22 protein-coding genes are annotated in these 21,846 nt (G+C 39.5%); 11 read left to right on the plus strand and 11 right to left on the minus strand.

Going from position 1 to position 21,846, the window contains the following annotated elements:
• The first annotated feature begins 64 nt into the window (after positions 1 to 64).
• From AAEU29_RS03295 to AAEU29_RS03330, 8 genes are all read left to right on the plus strand, one after another.
• On the plus strand, positions 65 to 556 hold the full coding sequence (locus tag AAEU29_RS03295) for a FixH family protein (protein WP_421972044.1): 492 nt from the start codon (positions 65 to 67) through the stop codon (positions 554 to 556).
• A 3-nt stretch (positions 557 to 559) separates the two neighbouring features.
• Positions 560 to 2,932, plus strand: a complete 2,373-nt coding sequence (locus AAEU29_RS03300) for a heavy metal translocating P-type ATPase (protein WP_421972045.1) — start codon at positions 560 to 562, stop codon at positions 2,930 to 2,932.
• A gap of 13 nt (positions 2,933 to 2,945) precedes the next feature.
• Positions 2,946 to 3,116 (plus strand): cbb3-type cytochrome oxidase assembly protein CcoS, encoded by a 171-nt coding sequence (ccoS, locus tag AAEU29_RS03305; RefSeq protein WP_274760097.1) that lies wholly within the window; start codon positions 2,946 to 2,948, stop codon positions 3,114 to 3,116.
• A complete protein-coding gene (locus AAEU29_RS03310; protein ID WP_421972046.1) occupies positions 3,106 to 3,768 on the plus strand; it encodes a sulfite exporter TauE/SafE family protein in 663 nt (220 codons plus the stop codon). Before ccoS ends, AAEU29_RS03310 begins: the two co-directional genes overlap by 11 nt.
• A 47-nt stretch (positions 3,769 to 3,815) precedes the next feature.
• On the plus strand, positions 3,816 to 4,547 hold the full coding sequence (fnr, locus tag AAEU29_RS03315) for a fumarate/nitrate reduction transcriptional regulator Fnr (RefSeq protein WP_421972047.1): 732 nt from the start codon (positions 3,816 to 3,818) through the stop codon (positions 4,545 to 4,547).
• Positions 4,548 to 4,627: 80 nt separating this feature from the next.
• Positions 4,628 to 5,557, plus strand: a complete 930-nt coding sequence (uspE, locus tag AAEU29_RS03320) for a universal stress protein UspE (protein ID WP_421972048.1) — start codon at positions 4,628 to 4,630, stop codon at positions 5,555 to 5,557.
• A gap of 58 nt (positions 5,558 to 5,615) precedes the next feature.
• Complete coding sequence (gene ttcA / locus AAEU29_RS03325) at positions 5,616 to 6,518, plus strand: tRNA 2-thiocytidine(32) synthetase TtcA (RefSeq protein ID WP_421972049.1); 903 nt, start codon at positions 5,616 to 5,618, stop codon at positions 6,516 to 6,518.
• A 138-nt stretch (positions 6,519 to 6,656) separates the two neighbouring features.
• A complete protein-coding gene (locus AAEU29_RS03330; protein ID WP_421972050.1) occupies positions 6,657 to 7,649 on the plus strand; it encodes a 6-phosphofructokinase in 993 nt (330 codons plus the stop codon).
• A 32-nt stretch (positions 7,650 to 7,681) separates the two neighbouring features.
• Here the strand turns inward: AAEU29_RS03330 and AAEU29_RS03335 are convergent, their stop codons facing one another.
• The 6 genes from AAEU29_RS03335 to AAEU29_RS03360 form a co-directional block, all read right to left on the minus strand.
• Positions 7,682 to 8,506 (minus strand): LytR/AlgR family response regulator transcription factor, encoded by an 825-nt coding sequence (locus tag AAEU29_RS03335; RefSeq protein WP_274760091.1) that lies wholly within the window; start codon positions 8,504 to 8,506, stop codon positions 7,682 to 7,684.
• Between the two features lie 2 nt (positions 8,507 to 8,508).
• Positions 8,509 to 9,573 (minus strand): sensor histidine kinase, encoded by a 1,065-nt coding sequence (locus AAEU29_RS03340; RefSeq protein WP_421972051.1) that lies wholly within the window; start codon positions 9,571 to 9,573, stop codon positions 8,509 to 8,511.
• 163 nt (positions 9,574 to 9,736) lie between these two features.
• The gene (locus tag AAEU29_RS03345; RefSeq protein ID WP_421972052.1) at positions 9,737 to 11,293 is read right to left on the minus strand and encodes a SulP family inorganic anion transporter; all 1,557 of its coding nucleotides are present in this window, start codon (positions 11,291 to 11,293) and stop codon (positions 9,737 to 9,739) included.
• A gap of 172 nt (positions 11,294 to 11,465) precedes the next feature.
• The gene (locus AAEU29_RS03350) at positions 11,466 to 11,924 is read right to left on the minus strand and encodes an Lrp/AsnC family transcriptional regulator (protein ID WP_372768726.1); all 459 of its coding nucleotides are present in this window, start codon (positions 11,922 to 11,924) and stop codon (positions 11,466 to 11,468) included.
• A gap of 77 nt (positions 11,925 to 12,001) precedes the next feature.
• Entirely contained in the window at positions 12,002 to 12,646 is a 645-nt protein-coding gene (locus AAEU29_RS03355; protein ID WP_421972053.1) for an MBL fold metallo-hydrolase, read from the minus strand.
• Between the two features lie 3 nt (positions 12,647 to 12,649).
• Positions 12,650 to 14,407, minus strand: a complete 1,758-nt coding sequence (locus AAEU29_RS03360; RefSeq protein WP_421972054.1) for a M14 family metallopeptidase — start codon at positions 14,405 to 14,407, stop codon at positions 12,650 to 12,652.
• 106 nt (positions 14,408 to 14,513) lie between these two features.
• Between AAEU29_RS03360 and AAEU29_RS03365 the strand changes: the two genes are divergently transcribed.
• Positions 14,514 to 15,341 (plus strand): SDR family oxidoreductase, encoded by an 828-nt coding sequence (locus AAEU29_RS03365; RefSeq protein ID WP_421972055.1) that lies wholly within the window; start codon positions 14,514 to 14,516, stop codon positions 15,339 to 15,341.
• 252 nt (positions 15,342 to 15,593) lie between these two features.
• Here AAEU29_RS03365 and rplT read toward each other — a convergent pair whose 3' ends face one another.
• The 4 genes from rplT to thrS form a co-directional block, all read right to left on the minus strand.
• Positions 15,594 to 15,953 (minus strand): 50S ribosomal protein L20, encoded by a 360-nt coding sequence (gene rplT / locus AAEU29_RS03370; protein WP_010387194.1) that lies wholly within the window; start codon positions 15,951 to 15,953, stop codon positions 15,594 to 15,596.
• Positions 15,954 to 15,968: 15 nt separating this feature from the next.
• Positions 15,969 to 16,169, minus strand: a complete 201-nt coding sequence (rpmI, locus tag AAEU29_RS03375) for a 50S ribosomal protein L35 (protein ID WP_010560234.1) — start codon at positions 16,167 to 16,169, stop codon at positions 15,969 to 15,971.
• Positions 16,170 to 16,340: 171 nt separating this feature from the next.
• Positions 16,341 to 16,898 (minus strand): translation initiation factor IF-3, encoded by a 558-nt coding sequence (gene infC / locus AAEU29_RS03380; protein WP_372768734.1) that lies wholly within the window; start codon positions 16,896 to 16,898, stop codon positions 16,341 to 16,343.
• Between the two features lie 62 nt (positions 16,899 to 16,960).
• Complete coding sequence (thrS, locus tag AAEU29_RS03385) at positions 16,961 to 18,871, minus strand: threonine--tRNA ligase (RefSeq protein WP_421972056.1); 1,911 nt, start codon at positions 18,869 to 18,871, stop codon at positions 16,961 to 16,963.
• A 174-nt stretch (positions 18,872 to 19,045) separates the two neighbouring features.
• On the opposite strand from thrS, the gene AAEU29_RS03390 reads away from it, so the two are divergent.
• Both AAEU29_RS03390 and AAEU29_RS03395 read left to right on the plus strand, forming a co-directional pair.
• Entirely contained in the window at positions 19,046 to 20,023 is a 978-nt protein-coding gene (locus tag AAEU29_RS03390) for an endonuclease/exonuclease/phosphatase family protein (protein ID WP_421972057.1), read from the plus strand.
• Between the two features lie 99 nt (positions 20,024 to 20,122).
• Positions 20,123 to 20,563, plus strand: a complete 441-nt coding sequence (locus AAEU29_RS03395) for a DUF3010 family protein (protein WP_421972058.1) — start codon at positions 20,123 to 20,125, stop codon at positions 20,561 to 20,563.
• A gap of 40 nt (positions 20,564 to 20,603) precedes the next feature.
• On the opposite strand, the gene AAEU29_RS03400 is transcribed toward AAEU29_RS03395, so the two are convergent.
• Positions 20,604 to 21,845, minus strand: coding sequence for an amidohydrolase family protein (locus AAEU29_RS03400; RefSeq protein ID WP_421972059.1), 1,242 nt, complete (start codon positions 21,843 to 21,845; stop codon positions 20,604 to 20,606).
• Position 21,846 lies beyond the last annotated feature (1 nt).

Raw genomic sequence — 21,846 nt, forward strand, 5'->3', positions numbered from 1 at the left:
TTTTACCCTTTTCACAGCACATCAAGTAGAATAACGCCACATTTGTTTTTAAGTATTAATCACTATGTCTACAACTCCTTGGTATAAACAATTTTGGCCTTGGTTTATTATTGTTATTCCAGCAGGCACCATCGTTGCTTGTATCACTTTACTTATTTACATGTCAGATAAAGGACCTTCAATGGTTGTTGATGACTATTATAAAAAAGGTAAAGCAATCAACCTTGAGCTATCTAAATTCAATCGTTCAAAAGCACTTTATTTACATGCTGATTTAGAAATTCACGATGGATTAGTCAAAGTGAGTTTTACCAAAGGTGATTCTCTAAATCCCCCTGCCCTAAAAACATCTTTTTATCACACAACGCTTAAAGATAAAGATGTTGAGGTGATGCTTTCTCCAAATGCAAATGGCGATTACTCCGGTGTAACTGAGTTATTAGAAGAAGGCCGTTATACCGTGTTTATTGAACCAATCACTGGTGAATGGAAGCTAAAAGAAAATATCACACTACCTTACGAAAGCGCGTTTATAATTAAACCAGAATATAAGTAAGCCATGGCCAAAAACTGTTTTCACTGCTTGGAGCCTATTCCAAGCGGTATCTCACTAAGCATAGAATTTGAAAATGAAGCTAAACCGATGTGCTGTTTGGGTTGTCAAGCTGTTGCTGAAGCTATTATCCAGCAAGGCATGTCGGATTACTATAAGTACCGCACAGAGAGTGCCGGCAAAGTTCAAGAGCTGGTACCGGAACAAATTAAAATGTTCCAAAGTTATGATGACGAAGACATTCAATCAGAGTTTTTAGTAAAGCAAGGTGATATTGCTGAAATTCTATTAAGTGTTGAAGGCATTAGTTGTGCTGCTTGTGCATGGCTTATTGAAAAACAGTTACTCAATTTAGGCCATGTGGTGCGCGTTGATGTGAATACATCTACTTATCGCGCCATGATTAAATGGGATCAGTCAAAACTAAAACTGAGTACCATTATCGAATCCTTAGCACGAATTGGCTATCGTGCTTACCCTTTCCAACAAGATCACGAAGAACAACAAAAAAAGCAAACCGCTAAATCTTATGTCAGACGTTTAGGGGTCGCTGGCCTGATGACAATGCAGGTGATGATGTTCGCCTTTGCTATGTATTTTGGCATGTTTTCTGGCATGGATGAGGACTTTGAACAGTATTTCCGTTGGATCAGCTTTATTTTAGCCACGCCTGTAATTCTTTATTCAGCGCTACCGTTTTTAACCTCGGCAGTGCGTGGTTTAAAAGCCAAACAACTCAATATGGATTTACCCGTATCACTTGCCATTTTTGGTGCTTACGCCGCAAGCAGTTGGGCCACTATTTTTGAAACAGGTGAAGTGTATTTTGAATCCATCTGTATGTTTACCTTCTTATTATTGTTAGGTAAATACCTTGAATTCCGCGCCCGTTTAAAAGCGTCTGAATTTACTGCTAATTTACAAAAATTGTTACCGCTTACTGCTCGCTTAATTAACAATAATGAAGAAGAAATCATTGCAGCAAAACGCCTTCAATTAAATGACAAGGTGATGATCAAAGCCGGTGAGACGATTCCAGCTGATGGTATTTTAATTGATGGTAAGACCTCTGTTGACGAAGCAATGATGACCGGTGAGCATGCTGCAGTGGGTAAATCTAAAGGAGATCAAGTTTACGCTGGCACAGTAAATCACGATGGTGTGATTACTATTTGTGTTAATCAAATTGGACAAGACACCTTAATTAACCAAATTGTTCGTTTACAACATCAAGCGCTTACTTCTCGTCCTAAAATCGCTGAAATTACCGACAAAGTCGCTCAGTGGTTTGTGGCATGTTTACTTGTATTTGCATCAATTACTGCTTTTTCGTGGTATCACATTGAACCTGAACATGCATTTTGGGTGACTATCGCTGTTTTGGTCGCTACCTGCCCTTGTGCGCTCAGTTTGGCAATTCCTACAGCGCTCACCTGTGCAGTGGCAAAATTAACCCAACAAGGGGTGTTAATAAAACAAGCGCATGTATTAGAAACCCTGACCAAAGTCACAGATATTGCTTTTGATAAAACAGGTACCTTAACCGAAGGCAAATTCACATTACTAAATACAAAATTGTTTAATGCTGATTATTCTCTCGATAAAGTCTATGCAATTGCAAAGACGCTTGAAAATTATTCTGAGCACCCAATCAGCAAGGCGTTTATGGAGCTCAATGTAGCACCAGTTGAGCTAAGTGATGTGGTTATTGAAACAGGTAAAGGCATTTCAGCCATTTATAACCAACAAGCCGTTGCAATTGGTAAGGCTAATTGGTTTTGTCAGTTTGATGAAGAGGGTTTTGACGTATTCTTATACATCAATAACCAAGTAATTGCTGGCTTCAAGCTACAAGACAAAATCCGCGATCATGCTCAATCTACTTTAACTGAGCTTAAACAAAGTGATCTTGAATTACAGGTATTAACGGGCGATCCATCGACTGCTGGAAAAGAGTTGGTTCATAGTTTGGGTATAAATAATATCCAAACCGGCTGTAGCCCATCAGATAAACAAAACGTTGTAGAGCAGCTTGCAAGCAAAGGCAAAATTGTTGCAATGGTAGGCGATGGCGTTAACGACAGTCCTGTATTTAATAGTGCGCACCTCTCCATCGCAATGGCATCTGGTGCAGATATTTCCAAAAATACGGCAGACGTTGTTCTACTCAACAGTGAGATCAATGGCATCAGCCGACTTTTTGAAACAGCTAAACTAACACGCCGCGTAATTAAGCAAAATTTGACAATTTCGCTGTGTTACAATGGCTCTATTCTACCATTAGCTGCGATGGGATTAGTTCCACCTTGGGTTGCAGTAATTGGTATGTCCGCAAGTTCACTTATCGTAATTGGTAACTCATTACGATTACTTAAGTAAGGGGCACTTAGTTGTGAGCATCATTTATGTATTAATACCAATTGCAATATTATTGGTTATTGTGGCAATCGGCATTTTCTTTTGGGCTGTGCGCAGTGACCAATTTAATAATCTCGACAAACAAGCCCACAGCATTTTGTTCGAAGACGATAAAGAACAACACAAAAAAAGTAATGACAACTAGTCAGCTGTTATCCGCACTTATTATGGGATTGCTAGGCAGTGGGCACTGTTTAGCAATGTGCGGTGGTGTTGCGTCGTCTCTTACGCTTGCAGTAAAAGATAAAGCCTTAGTTAAACGCTACACCCTACTCTACAATCTTGGTCGCATTTTAAGTTATTGCCTTGCAGGTGCCCTTGCAGCTGGCATCAGTCAACAGTTTGCATCTCGTTCAACCACATTTTCATTTGTTTTATCCATATTAAGTGGCGTGTTTATGATCTTGGTTGGTCTTTACATTATGCGCTTAACATTTTCTCTTAACTGGATAGAAAAAGTGGGAAAATATGCGATATGGCAACATCTAGTTAAATTTAATAAGCGTTTATTACCGGTTAATACCAATCACAAAGCACTTGCTTACGGTATGCTTTGGGGCTGGTTACCCTGTGGTTTAGTCTATTCAGCCCTATTATTCTCCATATCAACACAATCGGCTATTTATGGTGCAACCTTTATGTTGTTGTTTGCACTTGGTACTTTACCAGCGATGGTTGGACTTGCTTTTGCAGCAGATAAATTTAAACAAATACTTAACCATAATTTCGTACGAATGATGTTTGGTAACATCTTCATTTTCTACGGTTTATACCTTTTGATAATTGCGTTATTATAAGGTTTTATTATACATTATTCTGGTATTACGTTTTCTCTAGGTGTGTCATGGAATTGAGCAAAAAATCAGTGTCAAAAAACTGCGCTATTAAGTGTCAGGATTGTAGTATTAGTCAACTGTGTATCCCTGTTTCGTTAAACAGTGAAGAAATGGGTAAATTAGATGACATCATCGAGCGTAAAAAGCCGCTACACAAAGGTGATTTCTTGTTTGAAGCAGGTCAACCGCTTCGCTCAATTTACGCTGTGCGTTCAGGTTCATTTAAATCTTACACATTAACTGAAAGCGGTGAAGAACAAATCACAGGTTTCCATTTAGCCGGTGATATTGTTGGCTTTGATGGTATTAGCACCATGAGCCACAGAAGCTATGCTCAGGCAATGGAAACTGCCATGGTATGTGAAATTCCATTTACCACCCTTGATGATTTATCTGGCAAATTACCTAAATTACGCCATCAGGTCATGCGTATGATGAGTAATGAAATCAATTACGACCAAGAAATGCTATTGATGCTTAACAAAAAAACCGCTGAAGAACGTTTAGCTGCATTTTTAGCAAACCTCTCTACACGCTTTGGTGAGCGCGGCTTTAGTAAAAAAGAATTCCGCTTAACAATGACCCGTGGTGAGATAGGTAATTATCTTGGTTTAACTGTTGAAACCATCAGCCGTTTATTAAGTCGTTTCCAAAAAGCGGAAATCATCAAGGTTGAAGGTAAGTTTATTACCATTCTTAATGCTGACGAATTATTCAAAGTCGCTTCTATTAAGTCTTGATCTAAAACAAAATATTCTATTAGAAACCTTTCAAATTAGTTTAGATCCATTACACTGGATTTATACTTTGGGAGGTTTTTATGAATACCATCAAAAAAATACTTGCGGTAATTGACCCAAGTAAAGAAAAACAAATTGCGTTAAACCGATCATTTGAGTTGGCAAGGAAGTCCGGCGCACAAATTACTGCTTTCTTATCTATTTACGATTTTTCCTATGAAATGACCACCATGCTTAGTCGCGAAGAACGTGATGCAATGCGTGATGCTGTGATAAATGATAGAAAAGAATGGATAAATTCACTTATTGAACAACAGGCTGGCGACTTAAACGTTGATTGTCAGGTGGTTTGGCATAACCGCCCTTTTGAATCGATAATTGAAACCGTGCTAGAGCAAGAATACGATATTGTTGTAAAAGGCACCCATCAACACGACACTTTAAAGTCCGTTATTTTTACACCCACTGATTGGCATTTGATCCGTAAATGCCCTGTTTCACTCTTACTTGTAAAAGAGCATGACTGGCCTGCAGGCGGCCAAATCCTAGCAGCAGTAAACGCCTCAAGTGAAGAAGAAACACATCAAGCACTTAATCACACCATTTTAAAAGAAGCGGCTTATCTTGCAGATTTAATTGATGGCAATCTCAATGTTGTTAATGCCTACCCTGGAACTCCTGTAAATATTGCAATTGAAATCCCAGAATTTGATGCTGGGCAATATACAGAATCAGTTAAAGCACATCATATTGCTGCTACTCATAAATTAGCCGAGCAATATCAGATAAATCCAAATCACTGTTACATTAATGAAGGTCTTCCTGAAGATGTATTGCCGCAAGTGGCAAATCAGTTAGATGCAGAGCTCGTTGTAATGGGTACTGTTGGACGTACTGGTATTAGCGCTGCGCTTATCGGCAATACTGCTGAGCACGTGATTGATAGCTTAAACTGTGATGTATTGGCACTTAAACCACAAGGTTATAAAAGTCCATTAGATAAGTCTTAACCTCGTTAATATTTTCACCTATAATACGCCCCTTTATTTGTTCTAGGGGCGTATTTGTATGTCGCATTCAGCAGAAGCTAAAGCGAAATATAACCTTAATAAGTTACAGAAACGACTTCGTCGTTTTACCGGCCAAGCGATTGCAGACTTCAATATGATTGAAGAAGGCGACCGTATAATGGTGTGCTTATCAGGCGGTAAGGACAGCTACACACTGCTTGATATTTTGCAAAACCTACAACGCTCAGCGCCTGTTAACTTTGAGCTTTTTGCGATTAACCTAGATCAAAAACAGCCTGGTTTCCCAGAGCATATTCTGCCTGAATATCTTGATTCATTGGGTATTGAATACAAAATTGTAGAAGAAGATACCTACAGTATTGTTAAAGATATTATTCCTGAAGGTAAAACTACTTGTTCACTGTGCTCACGTTTACGCCGTGGTATTTTATACCGTACAGCGAAAGAGATGGGCGCAACTAAAATCGCACTAGGCCATCACCGTGACGATATGATTGAAACTATGTTTTTAAACATGTTTTACGGTGGTAAATTAAAAGGCATGCCTGCTAAGTTATTAAGTGATGATGGCCAACATATGGTGATACGGCCACTTGCCTACTGTAAAGAAAAAGACATTGTAAAATACGCAGAAGCTAGAGAGTTTCCAATTATTCCTTGCAATTTATGTGGCTCACAAGAGAACTTACAACGTAAACATATTAAAGCAATGCTTAATGAGTGGGATAAAACGCAACCAGGTCGCGTAGAAACTATTTTTACTGCAATGCAAAACGTGGTGCCGTCACACTTGGCTGATCCTTCTATTTTCAACTTTGTTGAGCTGAACAAAGATTCGCAAATAACTGAAGGTGATATTGCCCTCGATAAGCCAGATGTACCTGCGGTACCAGTTGGCCTTGAAATAGAAGAGCAAGACGTCAACATTATCCAACTTTAAATTGTTTGGTAGTTATCAATTTATAAAAGGAAGCGTTGGCTTCCTTTTTTATTGCTCGAAATAAAGTTATCAACTATTTAATTTAAGAAGATTTTTTACTAGTATTGAGCATTATGCGCAGCCACTTAGTAACTTCATATGAATAAAAAAATTGCTCTCATCACCTCTGGCGGCGATGCACCAGGAATGAATGCCGCTATCCGAGCCGTCACCCTGCAAGCAGAAAAGTATCAGTACCAAGTACTCGGTTTTATCGGTGGTTATAACGGCCTAATTGACAATCATTCTATCGAATTAAATTGCCATCGTGTTGACGATATTATTCGTAAAGGTGGCACCATTTTAAAATCAGCTCGCTGTAAAGAAATGTTAAATCCAAGCGGCCCAAAACAAGTGGTAGATACACTAAACGCCAATAATATCGATGCATTAATCGTAATTGGCGGTGATGGTAGCTTTAAAGGATGCCAAGCGATTAGTGCCATATGGCAAGGCAACATTATTGGTATTCCCGGCACTATTGATAACGATATCAATGGTACCGATCAAACCATTGGATTTTGGACTGCAGTTGAAACCGCACTCGACAGCATAGATAAAATTCGTGATACCGCAAATGCCTTTGAGCGCATTTTTATCGTTGAAGTGATGGGACGAAATTGCGGTTTTCTCGCTGTTGAATCCGCAATCGGCTCAGGGGCTGAACACATTGTGTGTAAAGAAATAATAGAAGATGAAGTGCAGTTTATTGATCATTTACTCGTTAATATCAACAAAGCCATTAAAAATCACCGCACAGATAGTTATATTATTGTTATGGCAGAAAATTCGTTAAGTTTTAGCGCTCACGAATTAAGTAAAAAAATTGAGCGCTATACAGGCGTTGATAGTAAAGCTGCCATTTTAGGTTATATTCAGCGTGGTGGTAGCCCTGTTGCATCAGATCGTGTACTTGCAACACAACTAGGAGTTGCTGCTGTCGATGCGGTAAAAGAAAACAAAACCGACATTATGGTGGGAATGCTAAATAACTCACTCAATGAGATTGCACTTAGTGCTACCAGTTACAGTAATACTTATAACCAAGCCATTATTAGGCGTTTAAATAAGCTTAACTTCAATTTGGGATAATAAAAAAGCGCGTAAATCGCGCTTTTTTTACATCAACTCGCCAGTGCCGCTTTCACTTTATCGCGATAACTGCGGCTAACTTTCAGCTCTTGACCATTTTCTAGTACAAGTAAATATTCGCCACTTACTTGTGTTACTAATTTATTGATTTGTTTGCTGTTTACAATGGCACTTCTGTGCACACGAACAAACTCTTTCGGATCAAGTTCTGCTTCAAGCTCTTTCATTGTTTTGCGTAGAATGTGTGTTTTGCCATCGGCACAGTGTAAACACATATAATCGCCTGCAGCATCAACCCATTGAATACTGCTTACTTGCACACGCACAATTTCGCCCTGCTCTTTTACAGCAATTGATTCTGGGAAACGGGTTTCTTCTAATTTATCACCAGCAGCAAGCTTTTTAAGAATTTCTTCACAGTTGTTACCCGTAATACCCGCAACAAAGCTGGCAAGTTTACGTTTATGGCTTGTATCTTCTTGTGATTTTAAATATGTTTGCACTTTTTCTACCGCCTTCTTCAATCTGTCGTCATCTACTGGTTTCAGAAGGTAGTCTAATGCATGAATTTCAAACGCTTTTACAGCGTATTGGTCAAATGCAGTAACAAACACAATGGCGGGGATCCCTAACGCCGACTCAGAAAGTTGTTTTACTACTTCTAAACCCGACAACCCCGGCATTTGAATGTCTAGGAACATTAAATCTACTTGTTGGCTTTTACATTCAGCCAACGCTTCTTCACCGTTTTTACAAAGGCCCACTACTTCAATTTGTGGGAAATCTCTTAACCTTATTGATAACCCTTTTCGTGCAAGAGGTTCGTCATCAACAATAAGTGTTTTTATTGTGTTCATGGTTATCCTTTTTCAAACGGTATACGAATATTAACAACAAGACCTTGCGGCTGGTTGCTAGATAATACAAATGAATAGTTATTTTCGTAAAGCGTCTTTAAGCGATCTTGCGTATTTGCTAGACCAACTCCAGAACTTTTTACTAACGCGCCATTCTTTATATCAGTGCCTGGACCGTTATCGGATACTTCTAATAGTAATTCGTTGGCAAATACCTGCCCTTTAATCGAGATCAATCCACCGCTAGCTAAATTTGCGATGGCATATTTAATCGAGTTTTCAATAAGTGGCTGTAAAATCATGCTGGGTACTAGGGCATGTTTCGCCTCGTCTGTCACATCAATTTCAATGCTTAAGCGGTCTTCAAAACGGACCTTTTCGATATCAAGATACAAGCCTAACACATGTAGCTCTTGCTCAAATGGCACCCGCTTAATTGGGTCGGTATTGAGAGTGTAACGCAAGAATTCACTGAGTTTTGATACCATTTGATTGGCATTTTTATTTTCTTCAACCAATATCAAAGTCGAAATCGCGTTTAGTGTGTTAAATAAGAAATGTGGGTTTAGCTGATAGCGTAACATTTTAAGTTGCGCTTCATGTGCCATGGTATTCGCTTTAAGTGCGTTTTGTTTTTCACCTTGTAGCAATTGATAATATTTAATACCAAAGTACAAACCACTCCAACACAGCACAATATAAACTGAATCTAAGCCTTGCTTGAAATAGTAAAACCACTCATCTGGGCGATAACCGTGGCGGTATATTTCCCATAGATTAAACTTCTGAATAACAGACCAAGTTGTACCAATCACATAGGATGCAACAAATACAATGAAGATTAGTAATAGCGGTTTTGCATTCCAAATTTTACGATACAAATATCGAAGTGGAATGGTGAGTAAGCAACCAGCATAGGCATTTAGTACGATAACAAATACATAGATGTCACGCATTTCGAAAACACGTGAACCAATATAGTTTACTAAGGCATAACCTACCCATCCGGCGATTTGTAATACCCAAAAAAACTTTTGTCTATCTTCTACTAGTCTTTGCCAGTTCAAAATTCTTACATTCATATATCTTTAGTAACTCTTATTATAAGAATGTGCCTCAAGAAAGGCACTGATAGCCATCCTGCTTTACGTGCAACTCATCGCATGACAGTTGCAATTTGCCATAAAAAAAGCTGGCAGTAGCCAGCTTTTTTTATTTTTCGGTTAATTACTAACCTAATTTATCAGATGCAACTTTATATGTTGGATCTTCAATCACATTTACTTCCACTAAATCATTTGCGCGACTTAATAGCTTTTGACAATCTTTAGAAACATGACGTAAATGTAACTTTTTACCTTGCTTAGAATAGCGCTCAGCTAAGCTGTCGATTGCTTCAATCGCACTGTGATCAGCAACGCGACTGTGCTTAAACTCAACAATCACATCTTGCGGATCATTTTTCACATCAAATAATTCTAAAAAGTTCTTAACTGAACCAAAGAATACAGGGCCATGAAGTTCATATACTTTCGAGCCATTTTCATCAATATAAGAAGTTGTGTAGATATGTTTCGCATGCTCCCACGCAAACACTAATGCAGATACAATCACACCGACACATACCGCTACCGCTAAGTCAGAAATAACCGTTACACCCGATACCAACACAATTACAAATGCATCTGTTTTAGGTACTTTGTTCATAATACGGAAGCTTGACCATTCAAATGTACCAAGTACTACCATAAACATTACACCAACAAGCGCCGCAAGCGGGATCATTTCAATTAAGCTTGCAGCAAACAAAATAAACATTAATAACATTAACGCTGCAGTAATGCCTGATAATCGCGAGCGACCGCCAGAATTAATATTAATCATTGATTGGCCGATCATCGCACAACCACCCATCGCACCAAAAAAGCCACAAGTAACATTCGCTGCACCTTGACCGATACATTCTTGGTTACCATTACCGCGAGTTTCAGTAATTTCATCAATAAGAGTCAGCGTTAGTAATGATTCAATTAAACCAATTGCGGCAAGCACTAACGCGTATGGGAAAATAATCCATAGTGTTTCAAGTGTCATTGGTACATTTGGAATATGAAATTCAGGTAAGCCGCCAGCCATTGTTGCATTCGCATCACCTGTCATATCTTTTAAGAAATCGACGACTGTACGTGCTTCTAAATCTAAGCCAATCACTAAACCCGTTACCACCACAATCGCAGCAAGTGATGAAGGTATAGCGGATGTTAATTTAGGTAAAAAGTGAATAATAGCCATTGTTAGCGCTACAAGACCGGCCATAATATACATAGGCTCACCAGTCATCCATTGCATCTCACCGCTTGCGTCTGGGGCTTTAAACTGGCCAAGCTGCGCTAAGAAAATCACAATTGCTAACCCGTTAACAAAACCAAGCATCACAGGGTGTGGCACCATGCGGATAAACTTACCAAGTTTCATTACCCCAGCTAAAATCTGCAAAATACCCATCAAGAGCACCGTTGCAAATAGGTATTCAACACCATGGGTCACTACCAAGCTCACCATTACCACCGCTAAGGCGCCTGTTGCACCTGAGATCATGCCAGGACGCCCACCAAATACAGCAGTGATTAAGCCAACAATAAATGCGGCATATAAACCAACGAGCGGTTCAACATGGGCAACGAATGCAAACGCAACTGCCTCAGGTACAAGGGCTAACGCAACTGTCAGACCTGATAAAATATCGTTTTTAGCCGACTTGGGGGCTTTGGATAATAAGTTAAACATGGATCTCCCATTGAATCGCACAACATTGAGCAAAATTTGCTGTTATGACTTTATTTTAGTCTATTTTGAGGGCGCGAATTTTAACAGAATGAGCGGTTTATAACAATTTAATAAAATTCACAAAAAAACCGCCTAAATGGCGGCTTTTAAAAAGATAAAACGCGATTTGTTATTAAATTGGTAACGATGTTGAGCGTTTTACACACGTCATAGTCACGTTTGAATGAACTTCCTGCACATAATCTAAGCTTAATAACTTATCACGAACAAACAGCTCATAACCTTCAATGCCTTTAGATATGATGCGTAACATAAAGTCCATGGTACCAGCCATAGTGTAACACTCTGTCACTTCATCATAACTTTGGATAAGCTCTTCAAACTCAGCTAATTGAGCACGTCCATGGCTTGAGAGTCTAACATGTGCATATACCAACATATCAAAGCCAAGTTTTTTCGGCTCTAAAATGGCAACTTTGCCTTTAATATACCCTTCTTGCTCTAAACGAGAAATACGGCGCCAACATGGAGATTGCGACAATCCTACTTTGTCTGCTATTTCAGCCGTTGATAAGCTCGCGTCTTTTTGAATTAATGCGAGTATTTGACGATCTACTTGGTTTAATGACATAGCTTATTCTTAAATTAACTCATTAAGGATTAAATAATACTATAGAATTCAGATCTCGTCTGCCAATTTCTTTCTATTTAGCCAAAACGACCACTAGTAAATGGGTTCGTTTGTTTTTCATAACCTACGGTTGTGCAAGGTCCATGCCCTGGGAATACCGTATAGTCATCTGGCAAACTGTAAATTTCAGATTCAATAGAGTTTTTTAATTGTGCGGCATTGCCACCTGGGAAGTCAGTACGACCAACTGACCCTTTAAATAGCACATCACCTACAAATACACGTTTTGTTGTGTGTTCTACAAAAATCACATGGCCAGGCGTGTGGCCAGGGGTAAAGCGCACTTCAAGTGTCACATCGCCAAATGAAAAGCTATCACCCGCATCTAACCATTTCGTTGGTGTAAAAACCTCCGCCATCGGGAAGTTAAACATCTCACTTTGTCTCGGTAATGCATCGAGCCAAAACTTATCGCCAAGATGTGGACCAACAATATCGATATTGAATGTTTCTGATAATTGCTTTGCGGCGCCAACATGATCTAGATGACCATGGGTAAGCAAAATAGCTTTAAGTTCTGCATTTGCAGCCTTTACTGCTGCGACTAACGTTTCAATATCACCACCGGGATCAACCAGTACTGCCTGCTTTGTTGTTTGGCACACAAGTAGATTTGCATTTTGTGCAAACGGTGTGACTGGATTTGTAAATACGTCTAACATCATTTACTCATAATCAATTAATACTGGGTAATGTAAATAACCACCATCATAGAATGGGGTTTTACTGTAAAGCCACTCTAAACGTTTTTTCGGGCTTTTTTTAAACTCTTTATCTGCTGCCAGCTTATCTTCAAACTCTCTTTTTAATACTGCATCTTCTGCCAGCATTTTTTCTGCAAATGGCAAAAGCGCATAGTTTTCTGAATACTCAGTACGCTGGAAAATACTATTAAAGTAACCCCAACTAAAAAATGAGTCTTCGGCTTCTGGCTGTAACAAGTGTACCGCAAGTTTACCACTGATTTGCGCTGTGCTTATCTTAAAATAATCACTTAAATCGACACTGGGTACGTTTTGATAATCGAATTTACCGAATACTTGTAAACGGTCTTCAAATGGTGCTTTGGCAAATTGATGATCGACCACTTGAATTTGTTTTAAGTGATCAACAACACCATAGGCACGTTCTAATTTAATGCCATGGTTTTGTAATTTTGCAGCTATATTGCTCCATGATTTTGGTAAATAATACGCAGTAGGCACCTTCACTTTTTCAACCACTTGCTCGCGCCAAAATATAGGTAATTTAGCGTAAGTTTTAGCTTTACCGGTGTAGCGTACTTCTTGTTGATTACTTAACTCACTAAAGAATTTCTCGTACTCAATTCCCAAGAAATCAATATGCTTAGGCGTTTTGCTATAACTTCGTGCAACCACTAATTCACGCGGCATAAAATCTTTTTCAATTTTAACAACACGGCGCAACTGAGTTAAATTACTAGAAACCGCATCAATAACACCGTCTAAAAACACATAAGTACCAAGTACACGCTGTTTATATGGTTTGAGTGAATGGTTTTCTAGCAATATGGTCGGTAAATTATTAAGGTCGCCCCAACCATTTGAATACCGGGGTGTTGCCACCCACCCTGCCAAACCTTCACTTAGCTCGCGTTTATTCATAACAAAGACTAATGGCCCTGGGGTATGACCAAAGCGAGTAAGTTTGGCATCTATAGCTGGATTAATTTTATCTTCAATAAACGCGGCAATTTTTGGCGATTCCGAGGCAAACTTCGGCGTCGAACCATACGTAATGTCGTACTGATAATCCGCGCCGTCAGTAACATGCATATCAACATACATATCCGGTTGATACTGATTAATCACACGCATGACGGCTTGAACACCCGGCGTTTCAAGCTTAGTGTAGTCACGGTTTAAGTTTAAATTGCGACCATTGGTGCGAAACCCCATCACTTCAGGACCACGCTGGTTAATGCGGTTAAAACGGCTGGCATTCTCGTGGCCATCCACGTTTAAAATCGGAATAAACAGTAAATTTACACGCTTTAAAATGTCATTACGTTGCCCCTGTGCTATATCGCGAAGTAACATAAAAGTAGCATCTTTACCATCAATTTCACCTGAGTGAATACCTGCCTGCAGTAAAATAGTCGCTTTATTTTTATCAATTTGACCCGTTTCACTGGCGATAAGCATTTTTATTGACCGACCAGCGTCACTCGTACCTATGGTATCAATTTTAAATTGTGCGCTATTCTCACTCGCTAACTTATCAAGATACGCCATTGTATCTTGGTAATTGGGTGATACTACTCCATTTGAAAGTTCAAATTGGGTTGCAAGTGGATTAGTTGGTTGCAAAAGACGTTCACTTTGACCTTGCCATGTTGTTAGTGGTGGTAAGTGATCAACTGCAGAAAGGCTCGCAGTCAATAATAAAGCGTTTAAAAACATGCGTGTTAATTCTTTATAATAATTTGGCTTTACGGTAATCAAATTAACTTGAATTTGCAATTGAACGCGTTAAGGTAGGGCCAATTATTCTTTAAAATCAGAACTTATGACTAAAACAGTACTAATTACAGGTAGTTCAAGTGGTATTGGCTATTACTGTGCAAAAGCACTCAGCGAGCGAGGCTATAAGGTTGTCGCCAGTTGCCGTAAATTAGAAGACGTTTCGCGCTTACAACAAGAAGGCATTCACAGTGTACAGCTCGATCTTGCAAGTGAAGCCAGTATTGAAAGTGGTTATCGCCAAGCACTCGATATTCTTGGTCATATTGATGTGCTGTTTAATAACGGTGCGTATGGTCAGCCTGGTGCCGTGGAAGATTTACCAACACATGCGCTGAGAACGCAATTTGAAACCAATCTTTTTGGTTGGCACCATTTGACCTGCCTTGCCATAAAACATATGCGTGAGCGTGGCCAAGGCCGCATTATTCAAAACTCATCTGTGTTAGGTTTAGTTACTTTACCCTATCGCGGTGCCTATAACGCCAGTAAATTTGCACTAGAAGGCTTAACTGACACACTGCGCCAAGAACTATCAGATACCAATATTCAGGTGAGTTTAATTGAGCCAGGCCCAATTGAATCGAAATTCCGTGATAATGCTTTAGCCGCATTTTTTAGTGCTGAGATTGACGCAGAAAACAGTGCCCACTATGAAAACTATTTAAAACAACAAGCCCGCCTTGAAGTGAAGGGTAAAGCACAGCCATTTACACTTGGCCCAGAAGCCGTTTATAAAAAGTTACTACATGCCATTGAAGCTAAACATGCAAAGCCACGTTACTATGTGACCTTCCCTACCTATTTATTTGGCTACTTAAAGCGTATTTTATCAACCCGCTTAATGGACAGCATTTTAACGAAGTCGAGATAGGGTTCAGGATTCAGGCGAATTGTAACCACAATAATATCGGGAATATTATTGAACAGCGATACTGGCCCAGAGGGTGTAAGGCAGGAAGCCTGAAGTAACCCAAGTCTTGCAGTGCAATGAGGTGAGGTCAAGGATGACCGATGTAACCCAGCTTCATGGACGAATTGCTAAAAACAATTCCTCATCAAGAACTAAGCATTAAAAAAGGGAGCAAAAGCTCCCTTTAAATCTGTAAAGCGTTTTAATCAAAGATTAAGCAGCTAGACCTTCTTTTGCTTTAGCAACTAGTGCTGCGAAAGCTACTTGGTCGTATACAGCGATATCTGCAAGGATCTTACGATCGATTTCAACAGATGACTTCTTAAGACCGTTAATGAAACGGCTGTAAGATAGACCGTTCTGACGTGCTGCCGCGTTGATACGTGCAATCCATAATTGACGGAAAGTACGTTTCTTAGCGCGACGGTCGCGGTAAGCGTATTGACCTGCTTTAGTTACTGCTTGGAACGCTACGCGATAAACACGTGAACGTGCTCCGTAGTAACCTTTAGCTTGCTTTAAAACTTTCTTGTGACGTGCACGTGCGATAACACCGCGTTTAACTCTTGCCATGACTAAAAACCCCTATTAAGCGAATGGTAACATACGGTTGATAAGGCCGATATCGTTCTTATGAACCATAGCCTTAGGACGTAAGTGAAGCTTACGCTTAGAAGATTTCTTAGTCAGAATGTGACGTAAGTGCGCTTGTTTACGCTTGAAACCGCCTGAAGCAGTCTTTTTGAAGCGCTTTGCAGCACCTCTGTGGCTTTTTAATTTATAGCCCATTGCAATAACTCCAATTGATATTGCTTTAATATTCAGCAAGTAGGCGGAATTTGCATTCACTTTGCAGGCCTAACTTACTACCAATTACCGGTGGAAATAAATTTCACTTTAACCGGCTAAACAAGGTGGAGGCTTAAAACCTCACTTTATACCTAGTTTATCTTTTCACTATTACTTTTTAGCAATAGGAGACATCATCATAATCATTTGACGGCCTTCCACTTTTTTAGGGAAAGACTCAACTTGAGCGATGTCTTGTAAATCGTCTTTAATGCGGTTTAATAAATCAATACCGATTTCTTGGTGCGCCATTTCACGACCACGGAAACGAATAGTAACTTTTGCTTTATCGCCCGCTTCTAAGAACTTAGTTAAACTGCGTAATTTAACTTGATAATCACCGATGTCAGTACCTGGACGGAATTTAATTTCCTTAATCTGGATCTGCTTCTGCTTTTTCTTTTGTTCTTTTTGTGCTTTGCTTTTTTCAAAGATGAACTTACCGAAATCCATTACTTTGCAAACAGGTGGCTCTGCATTTGGGCTAATTTCTACCAAATCAACACCAGCAGCATCTGCTTTTTCAAACGCTTCTTGCAAGCTAACTACGCCTAATGGCTCACCATCGAAGCCTACTAAACGGACTTCTTTTGCTGTAATTTCTTCGTTGATACGATTTTTTTGAGCCGCTGGGCTCTTTTTTCCGCCTCTAATGGTTCGTTCCTCCACGAAATACCAAGATTAAAAACAAGGTGCGTAATGTACATTATTTATACACACCTTGCACTATTTTATTTTCTATTTTTAACTTCTTCAGCAAGCTTAGCAATAAAGTCTTCAACTTTCAGTTTGCCAAGATCTTCACCAGTACGTGTTCTTACTGCTAGCTCTTGTTGTTCTACTTCTTTATCACCAATCACTAATAAGTAAGGAATACGTTTTAAAGTATGCTCGCGAATTTTAAAGCCAATCTTCTCATTTCTCAAGTCAGCACAGGCTCTAAATCCAAGATTATTCAATTTTTCTACAACTTCTGTCACATATTCAGACTGTTTGTCGGTAATATTCATTACCACAACCTGTTTTGGTGCCAGCCAAGTTGGGAATAATCCCGCATATTCTTCAGTTAAAATACCGATGAAACGCTCGATTGAACCTAAAATCGCACGGTGGATCATCACCGGTGTTTTACGTTCGTTATTTTCCGCAACATAAGTTGCACCTAAACGACCTGGTAATGCGAAATCTAGCTGTACTGTACCACATTGCCACGCACGTTCTAAACAATCGTATAGAGTGAACTCAATTTTCGGACCGTAGAATGCACCTTCGCCTGGTAAGTATTCAAAGGCAATGCCATTTGCATCAAGTGCATCAGCTAATGCTTTTTCAGACTTATCCCACATTTCGTCTTCACCAATGCGCTTTTCTGGACGCGTTGATAGTTTTACAACGATTTTTTCAAAGCCGAATGTTTCGTATGTGTCGTATACCATTTTGATACATGATGATACTTCTTCCATTACCTGCTCTTCTGTACAGAAAATGTGAGCATCATCTTGCGTAAAGCCACGTACACGCATTAGGCCATGAAGAGCACCTGATGGTTCGTTACGGTGACAACAACCAAACTCAGCCATACGCAGTGGTAAATCACGGTATGATTTTAAACCTTGGTTAAAGATTTGAACGTGACCTGGGCAGTTCATTGGCTTGATTGCATATTCACGCTTTTCAGATTCAGTGGTAAACATCGCATCGCCATATTTATCCCAGTGACCTGATTTTTCCCAAAGTACACGGTCCATCATAAATGGGCCTTTTACTTCTTCGTATTTGTATTCGCGCAGTTTTTCACGAACGAAATCTTCTAGTTCGCGATAAATGCTCCAGCCATCGTTATGCCAAAACACCATGCCTGGCGCTTCTTCTTGCCAGTGCCATAAATCAAGCGCTTTACCAATTTTACGGTGGTCACGCTTTTCAGCTTCTTCAAGACGTTTTAAGTACGCTTTTAATTGCTTTTTATCTGCCCACGCTGTGCCGTAAACACGCTGTAGCATTTTGTTCTCTGAATCACCACGCCAGTATGCACCAGCAACTTTCATGATTTTGAAATGGTGACAGAACTTCATATTAGGTACGTGCGGACCACGACACATATCAATGTATTCTTCGTGGTGGTATAAACCTGGTGTGTCATCACGGCTGATGTTTTCGTCTAAGATTTCAATCTTGTAAGTTTCGCCACGCGCTTCAAACGTATCGCGAGCTTCTTGCCATGACACAACTTTTTTAACAACGTCATAATCTGTTTTAGCAAGCTCTAACATGCGCTTTTCTAGTTTTTCTAGATCTTCCGCTGTTAATGAGTGCTCCATATCGATGTCATAGTAAAAGCCATTATCGATAGTCGGACCAATCGCCATTTTAACATCTGGGTAGAGTTGTTTAATTGCATGGCCTAAAAGGTGAGCACATGAGTGACGAATGATTTCTAAACCATCGTCGTCTTTTGCGGTAATGATTTCCAGTTGGCTATCTTCGGTAATTAGTTGACATGCGTCTACACGCTCGCCATTAATGCGACCAGCAATCGTTGCCTTGGCAAGACCAGGACCGATATCTGATGCTACGTCTAATACAGAAACAGGGTTTTCAAATGCTCGTTGTGAGCCATCTGGAAGAGTAATAATTGGCATGTTTAATCCTTGCTACAGTGGTGATGCCTACAATGCATCACATGCAGTTAATAAAGTGAGTCCAGTATTTAAAACACTTTTACAATAAGTGTGGTTACTTAAATACTCGGCTCATGAAAGTAAAGCAGTTATTTTAACTAGCAAATTATTAAATACAAGGAGAAAGCGCAATGATTGACTAATTTTCCAAAAGCCACATACTTAAGTCAATCTTGTGAAGAAGTAACCGTAATGTCACTGACCATCGCCACGCTTAATTTATGTAATTATTGTGCACCGCCCTATTGCTTTTATGATTTTGAATCAAGCTACACAAAATCACAGTGGCAGCAAAAGCAATCTTGGCTTTTTGAGTTACTAAACGCTACTTCTCCTGATGTTGTTTGTTTTCAAGAAGTCTTCTCACTCAATGAATTAAGTGACTTAATTTCGCCACTGGGTCTTTGTCACTTTGCGACCTGCGATGAAGCGGTGTTAGATGCCAATAACCCCTACCTTTTTAAACGCCCAATAGTGGTAATTGCAGCAAAATACCCGCTCACAAATGTTCGCAGAATAAACCACCCCTCTTTTTTGCAAATGGCACCGCTATCGCGCGAAGTCATAAACTGTGAAATGGAACACCCTAAATATGGTCATATTAGGCTCTATGGCACACATTTAAAGTCTAAACGTGCCACTGATTTTGTTGAAGAACATCCAAAGTACCAAACTATGCCAGCAGATTGCATTCAACATATTGGGCGTTTGCTTTCTGATAAACAGCGCAGTGATGAAGCAATGGCGCTTTATTTCGACTTTATCACTCAGCAAGTTAGTAATCCTTTAGCCACATTTGTTATGGGTGATTTTAATCAGCAAGCGATTCAATCTAACTTAGCTTTCTTTACCGAACATACAGAGTTTAAAGACAACCTAGATGTTGACCTTAAATTACTCGATAGTTTTTATCTCAGCTCTTTATTAACCCGTAAACCGACGCACTATTATTATGGTAATGGCAGTGTGCTTGATTATATTGTTTGCCCTGAATCGATATTAAGTCAGCTGAATTTAAAAGAGCTTAATTTTAACGTGCTGGATAGTCACATAAGCCAAGATGAAATTAATGTCGCCACGGATCATGCAATGGTCACAATCACCCTTTGCTAACATTTTATGTTATTTGCTGACGCATTTCCTTGTTATGCGCTAATGTTATTTGCTAACCCTGTGGTAAACTAGCCAAAATTTTTAGTTAGGAATGCCCCAATGAGAACATGTGGTGTTGAAATTAAAGGCTCTGAAGCCTTAATTTGTGTATTAGCAAAAGACAACGACGTATTTGATATTCGCGATGTACGTCAAACGCGTTTTGTTTTACCAAATAGTAAAGATGCTGAATCAATTCGTAAGTTTCAATTTGATTTTGCTAAGTTAATGCAAGATTACCAAGTAGATACGATTGCAATTAAAGAGCGTCAACAAAAAGGTAAATTTGCAGGCAGTGCGCAAGGGTTCAAATTAGAAGCTGTATTGCAACTTATCGACGGTATGCGTGTTGTATTACTCAACCCAACTGAAATGAAAGAGCAATTAAAGAAAAACCCAATCCCAATTGATTTTGAGGATACCGGTCTTAAAAAGTTTCAAGAAACGGCATTTGTAACTGCGTATATCGAACTAACGCATCGCACTTACAACAAAGTATAAAAAAAGGCGCTTTAAGCGCCTTTTTTTATATGCTTGAGCCTTATTTAGTGTAAGCACGTGGCATATTGCTCTCAGCCATGTAACGGTCACGAAGTTTATCGTGGCGAGATTCTGTAGAAACTGCTACACCGTTAATCATCACTTTTTCAAGTGTCGAACTGATTTCAAATGGATCAGCTGACCAAATTGCTAAATCAGCAGCTTTACCAACAGCAATACTACCTGCATCTTCAATATTAAAGATGTCTGCAACATTACTGGTAATCGCTTTAAGCGCACCTTCACGGCTCATACCATAAGCAACAGCGTTACCTGCATCATAACGTAATTGATATACATTATGGCTGCTGTCACCTGCAATTGTTAGCGCAACTTGAACGCCTGCTTTTTCTAATTCACCCGCTGTTGTGAGTGACGCATTAAGTGAATCAAAGCTTCCAGGTAGGTTTGCCATTGCACTTAAAATAACAGGTACCTTTGCTGCTGCAAGTTCAGCTTTAATCGGTAATGCATCTTCTGCACCTGATAATACTAAATCAATACCAAAGCGCTCTTTCACTTTAATAAGTTCAAGCATATCTTGGGCACGTGATACACGAACAACAATCGGCTTTTCACCTTTAAGCGCAGCGGTTAATAGCTTTTCTTCTTTTGAAGGCTCTGCTTTATCGTCTTTTTTATCAGACTTTTTCTCAAGTTTCGTTTGCTGACCTTCAAGTTTATCGATGAACTTAGCAAGTGACGCTGCACGAGAACCGTCTTTAGTACCACCTAAATTCACGATAATGGCATTTTGGCTATCAACAACGCTCGTACCAAACTCACCGCTTAAATTTACTGTTGAGCTTAAACCAACAAATGGCTCATCGCCCCAGCTAGGTGCAATCACATCACGGGTAATGCCACCTTTACGTGCATAGGCAATTAATGTTGATTTAGGGTTAAACGCAAGTGACGGATCAAATGTAATACCGCCTTTTTTCTCGTTACCATCGCGTGATGATGCAACTGCGCCAACTTCCACTAAACCAAGTTGGTTCATGCTACCGATAAAACCAGGTGTAACAATTTTACCCTGAGCATCAATAATCTCATCTGCATCAAGTTTAAGGTTACTAATTGCTGCAATTTTGCCATCTTCAATTAATAAGCTGTAATTTTTAAGTACACCCTGCTCTGTTGCAGTATGAATATCAGCATTAATAATTGCGGTTGTTTTTGCCATTGCACCTGCAGAACTTAAAACCGCTGCAGCAAGTAAGGTCTTTTTAAATAATTTCATT

The sequence above is a fragment of the Pseudoalteromonas aquimarina genome, assembly GCF_049257255.1.
In the GTDB taxonomy this organism is placed as follows: Bacteria; Pseudomonadota; Gammaproteobacteria; order Enterobacterales; family Alteromonadaceae; genus Pseudoalteromonas.

Coding starts and splice junctions, on each gene's coding strand:
- AAEU29_RS03295 (WP_421972044.1), top strand. CDS start 65: ATGTCTACAACTCCTTGGTATAAACAATTTTGGCCTTGGTTTATTATT.
- AAEU29_RS03300 (WP_421972045.1), top strand. CDS start 560: ATGGCCAAAAACTGTTTTCACTGCTTGGAGCCTATTCCAAGCGGTATC.
- AAEU29_RS03310 (WP_421972046.1), top strand. CDS start 3,106: ATGACAACTAGTCAGCTGTTATCCGCACTTATTATGGGATTGCTAGGC.
- fnr (WP_421972047.1), top strand. CDS start 3,816: ATGGAATTGAGCAAAAAATCAGTGTCAAAAAACTGCGCTATTAAGTGT.
- uspE (WP_421972048.1), top strand. CDS start 4,628: ATGAATACCATCAAAAAAATACTTGCGGTAATTGACCCAAGTAAAGAA.
- ttcA (WP_421972049.1), top strand. CDS start 5,616: ATGTCGCATTCAGCAGAAGCTAAAGCGAAATATAACCTTAATAAGTTA.
- AAEU29_RS03330 (WP_421972050.1), top strand. CDS start 6,657: ATGAATAAAAAAATTGCTCTCATCACCTCTGGCGGCGATGCACCAGGA.
- AAEU29_RS03335 (WP_274760091.1), bottom strand. CDS start 8,506: ATGAACACAATAAAAACACTTATTGTTGATGACGAACCTCTTGCACGA.
- AAEU29_RS03345 (WP_421972052.1), bottom strand. CDS start 11,293: ATGTTTAACTTATTATCCAAAGCCCCCAAGTCGGCTAAAAACGATATT.
- AAEU29_RS03350 (WP_372768726.1), bottom strand. CDS start 11,924: ATGTCATTAAACCAAGTAGATCGTCAAATACTCGCATTAATTCAAAAA.
- AAEU29_RS03355 (WP_421972053.1), bottom strand. CDS start 12,646: ATGTTAGACGTATTTACAAATCCAGTCACACCGTTTGCACAAAATGCA.
- AAEU29_RS03360 (WP_421972054.1), bottom strand. CDS start 14,407: ATGTTTTTAAACGCTTTATTATTGACTGCGAGCCTTTCTGCAGTTGAT.
- AAEU29_RS03365 (WP_421972055.1), top strand. CDS start 14,514: ATGACTAAAACAGTACTAATTACAGGTAGTTCAAGTGGTATTGGCTAT.
- rplT (WP_010387194.1), bottom strand. CDS start 15,953: ATGGCAAGAGTTAAACGCGGTGTTATCGCACGTGCACGTCACAAGAAA.
- rpmI (WP_010560234.1), bottom strand. CDS start 16,169: ATGGGCTATAAATTAAAAAGCCACAGAGGTGCTGCAAAGCGCTTCAAA.
- thrS (WP_421972056.1), bottom strand. CDS start 18,871: ATGCCAATTATTACTCTTCCAGATGGCTCACAACGAGCATTTGAAAAC.
- AAEU29_RS03395 (WP_421972058.1), top strand. CDS start 20,123: ATGAGAACATGTGGTGTTGAAATTAAAGGCTCTGAAGCCTTAATTTGT.
- AAEU29_RS03400 (WP_421972059.1), bottom strand. CDS start 21,845: ATGAAATTATTTAAAAAGACCTTACTTGCTGCAGCGGTTTTAAGTTCT.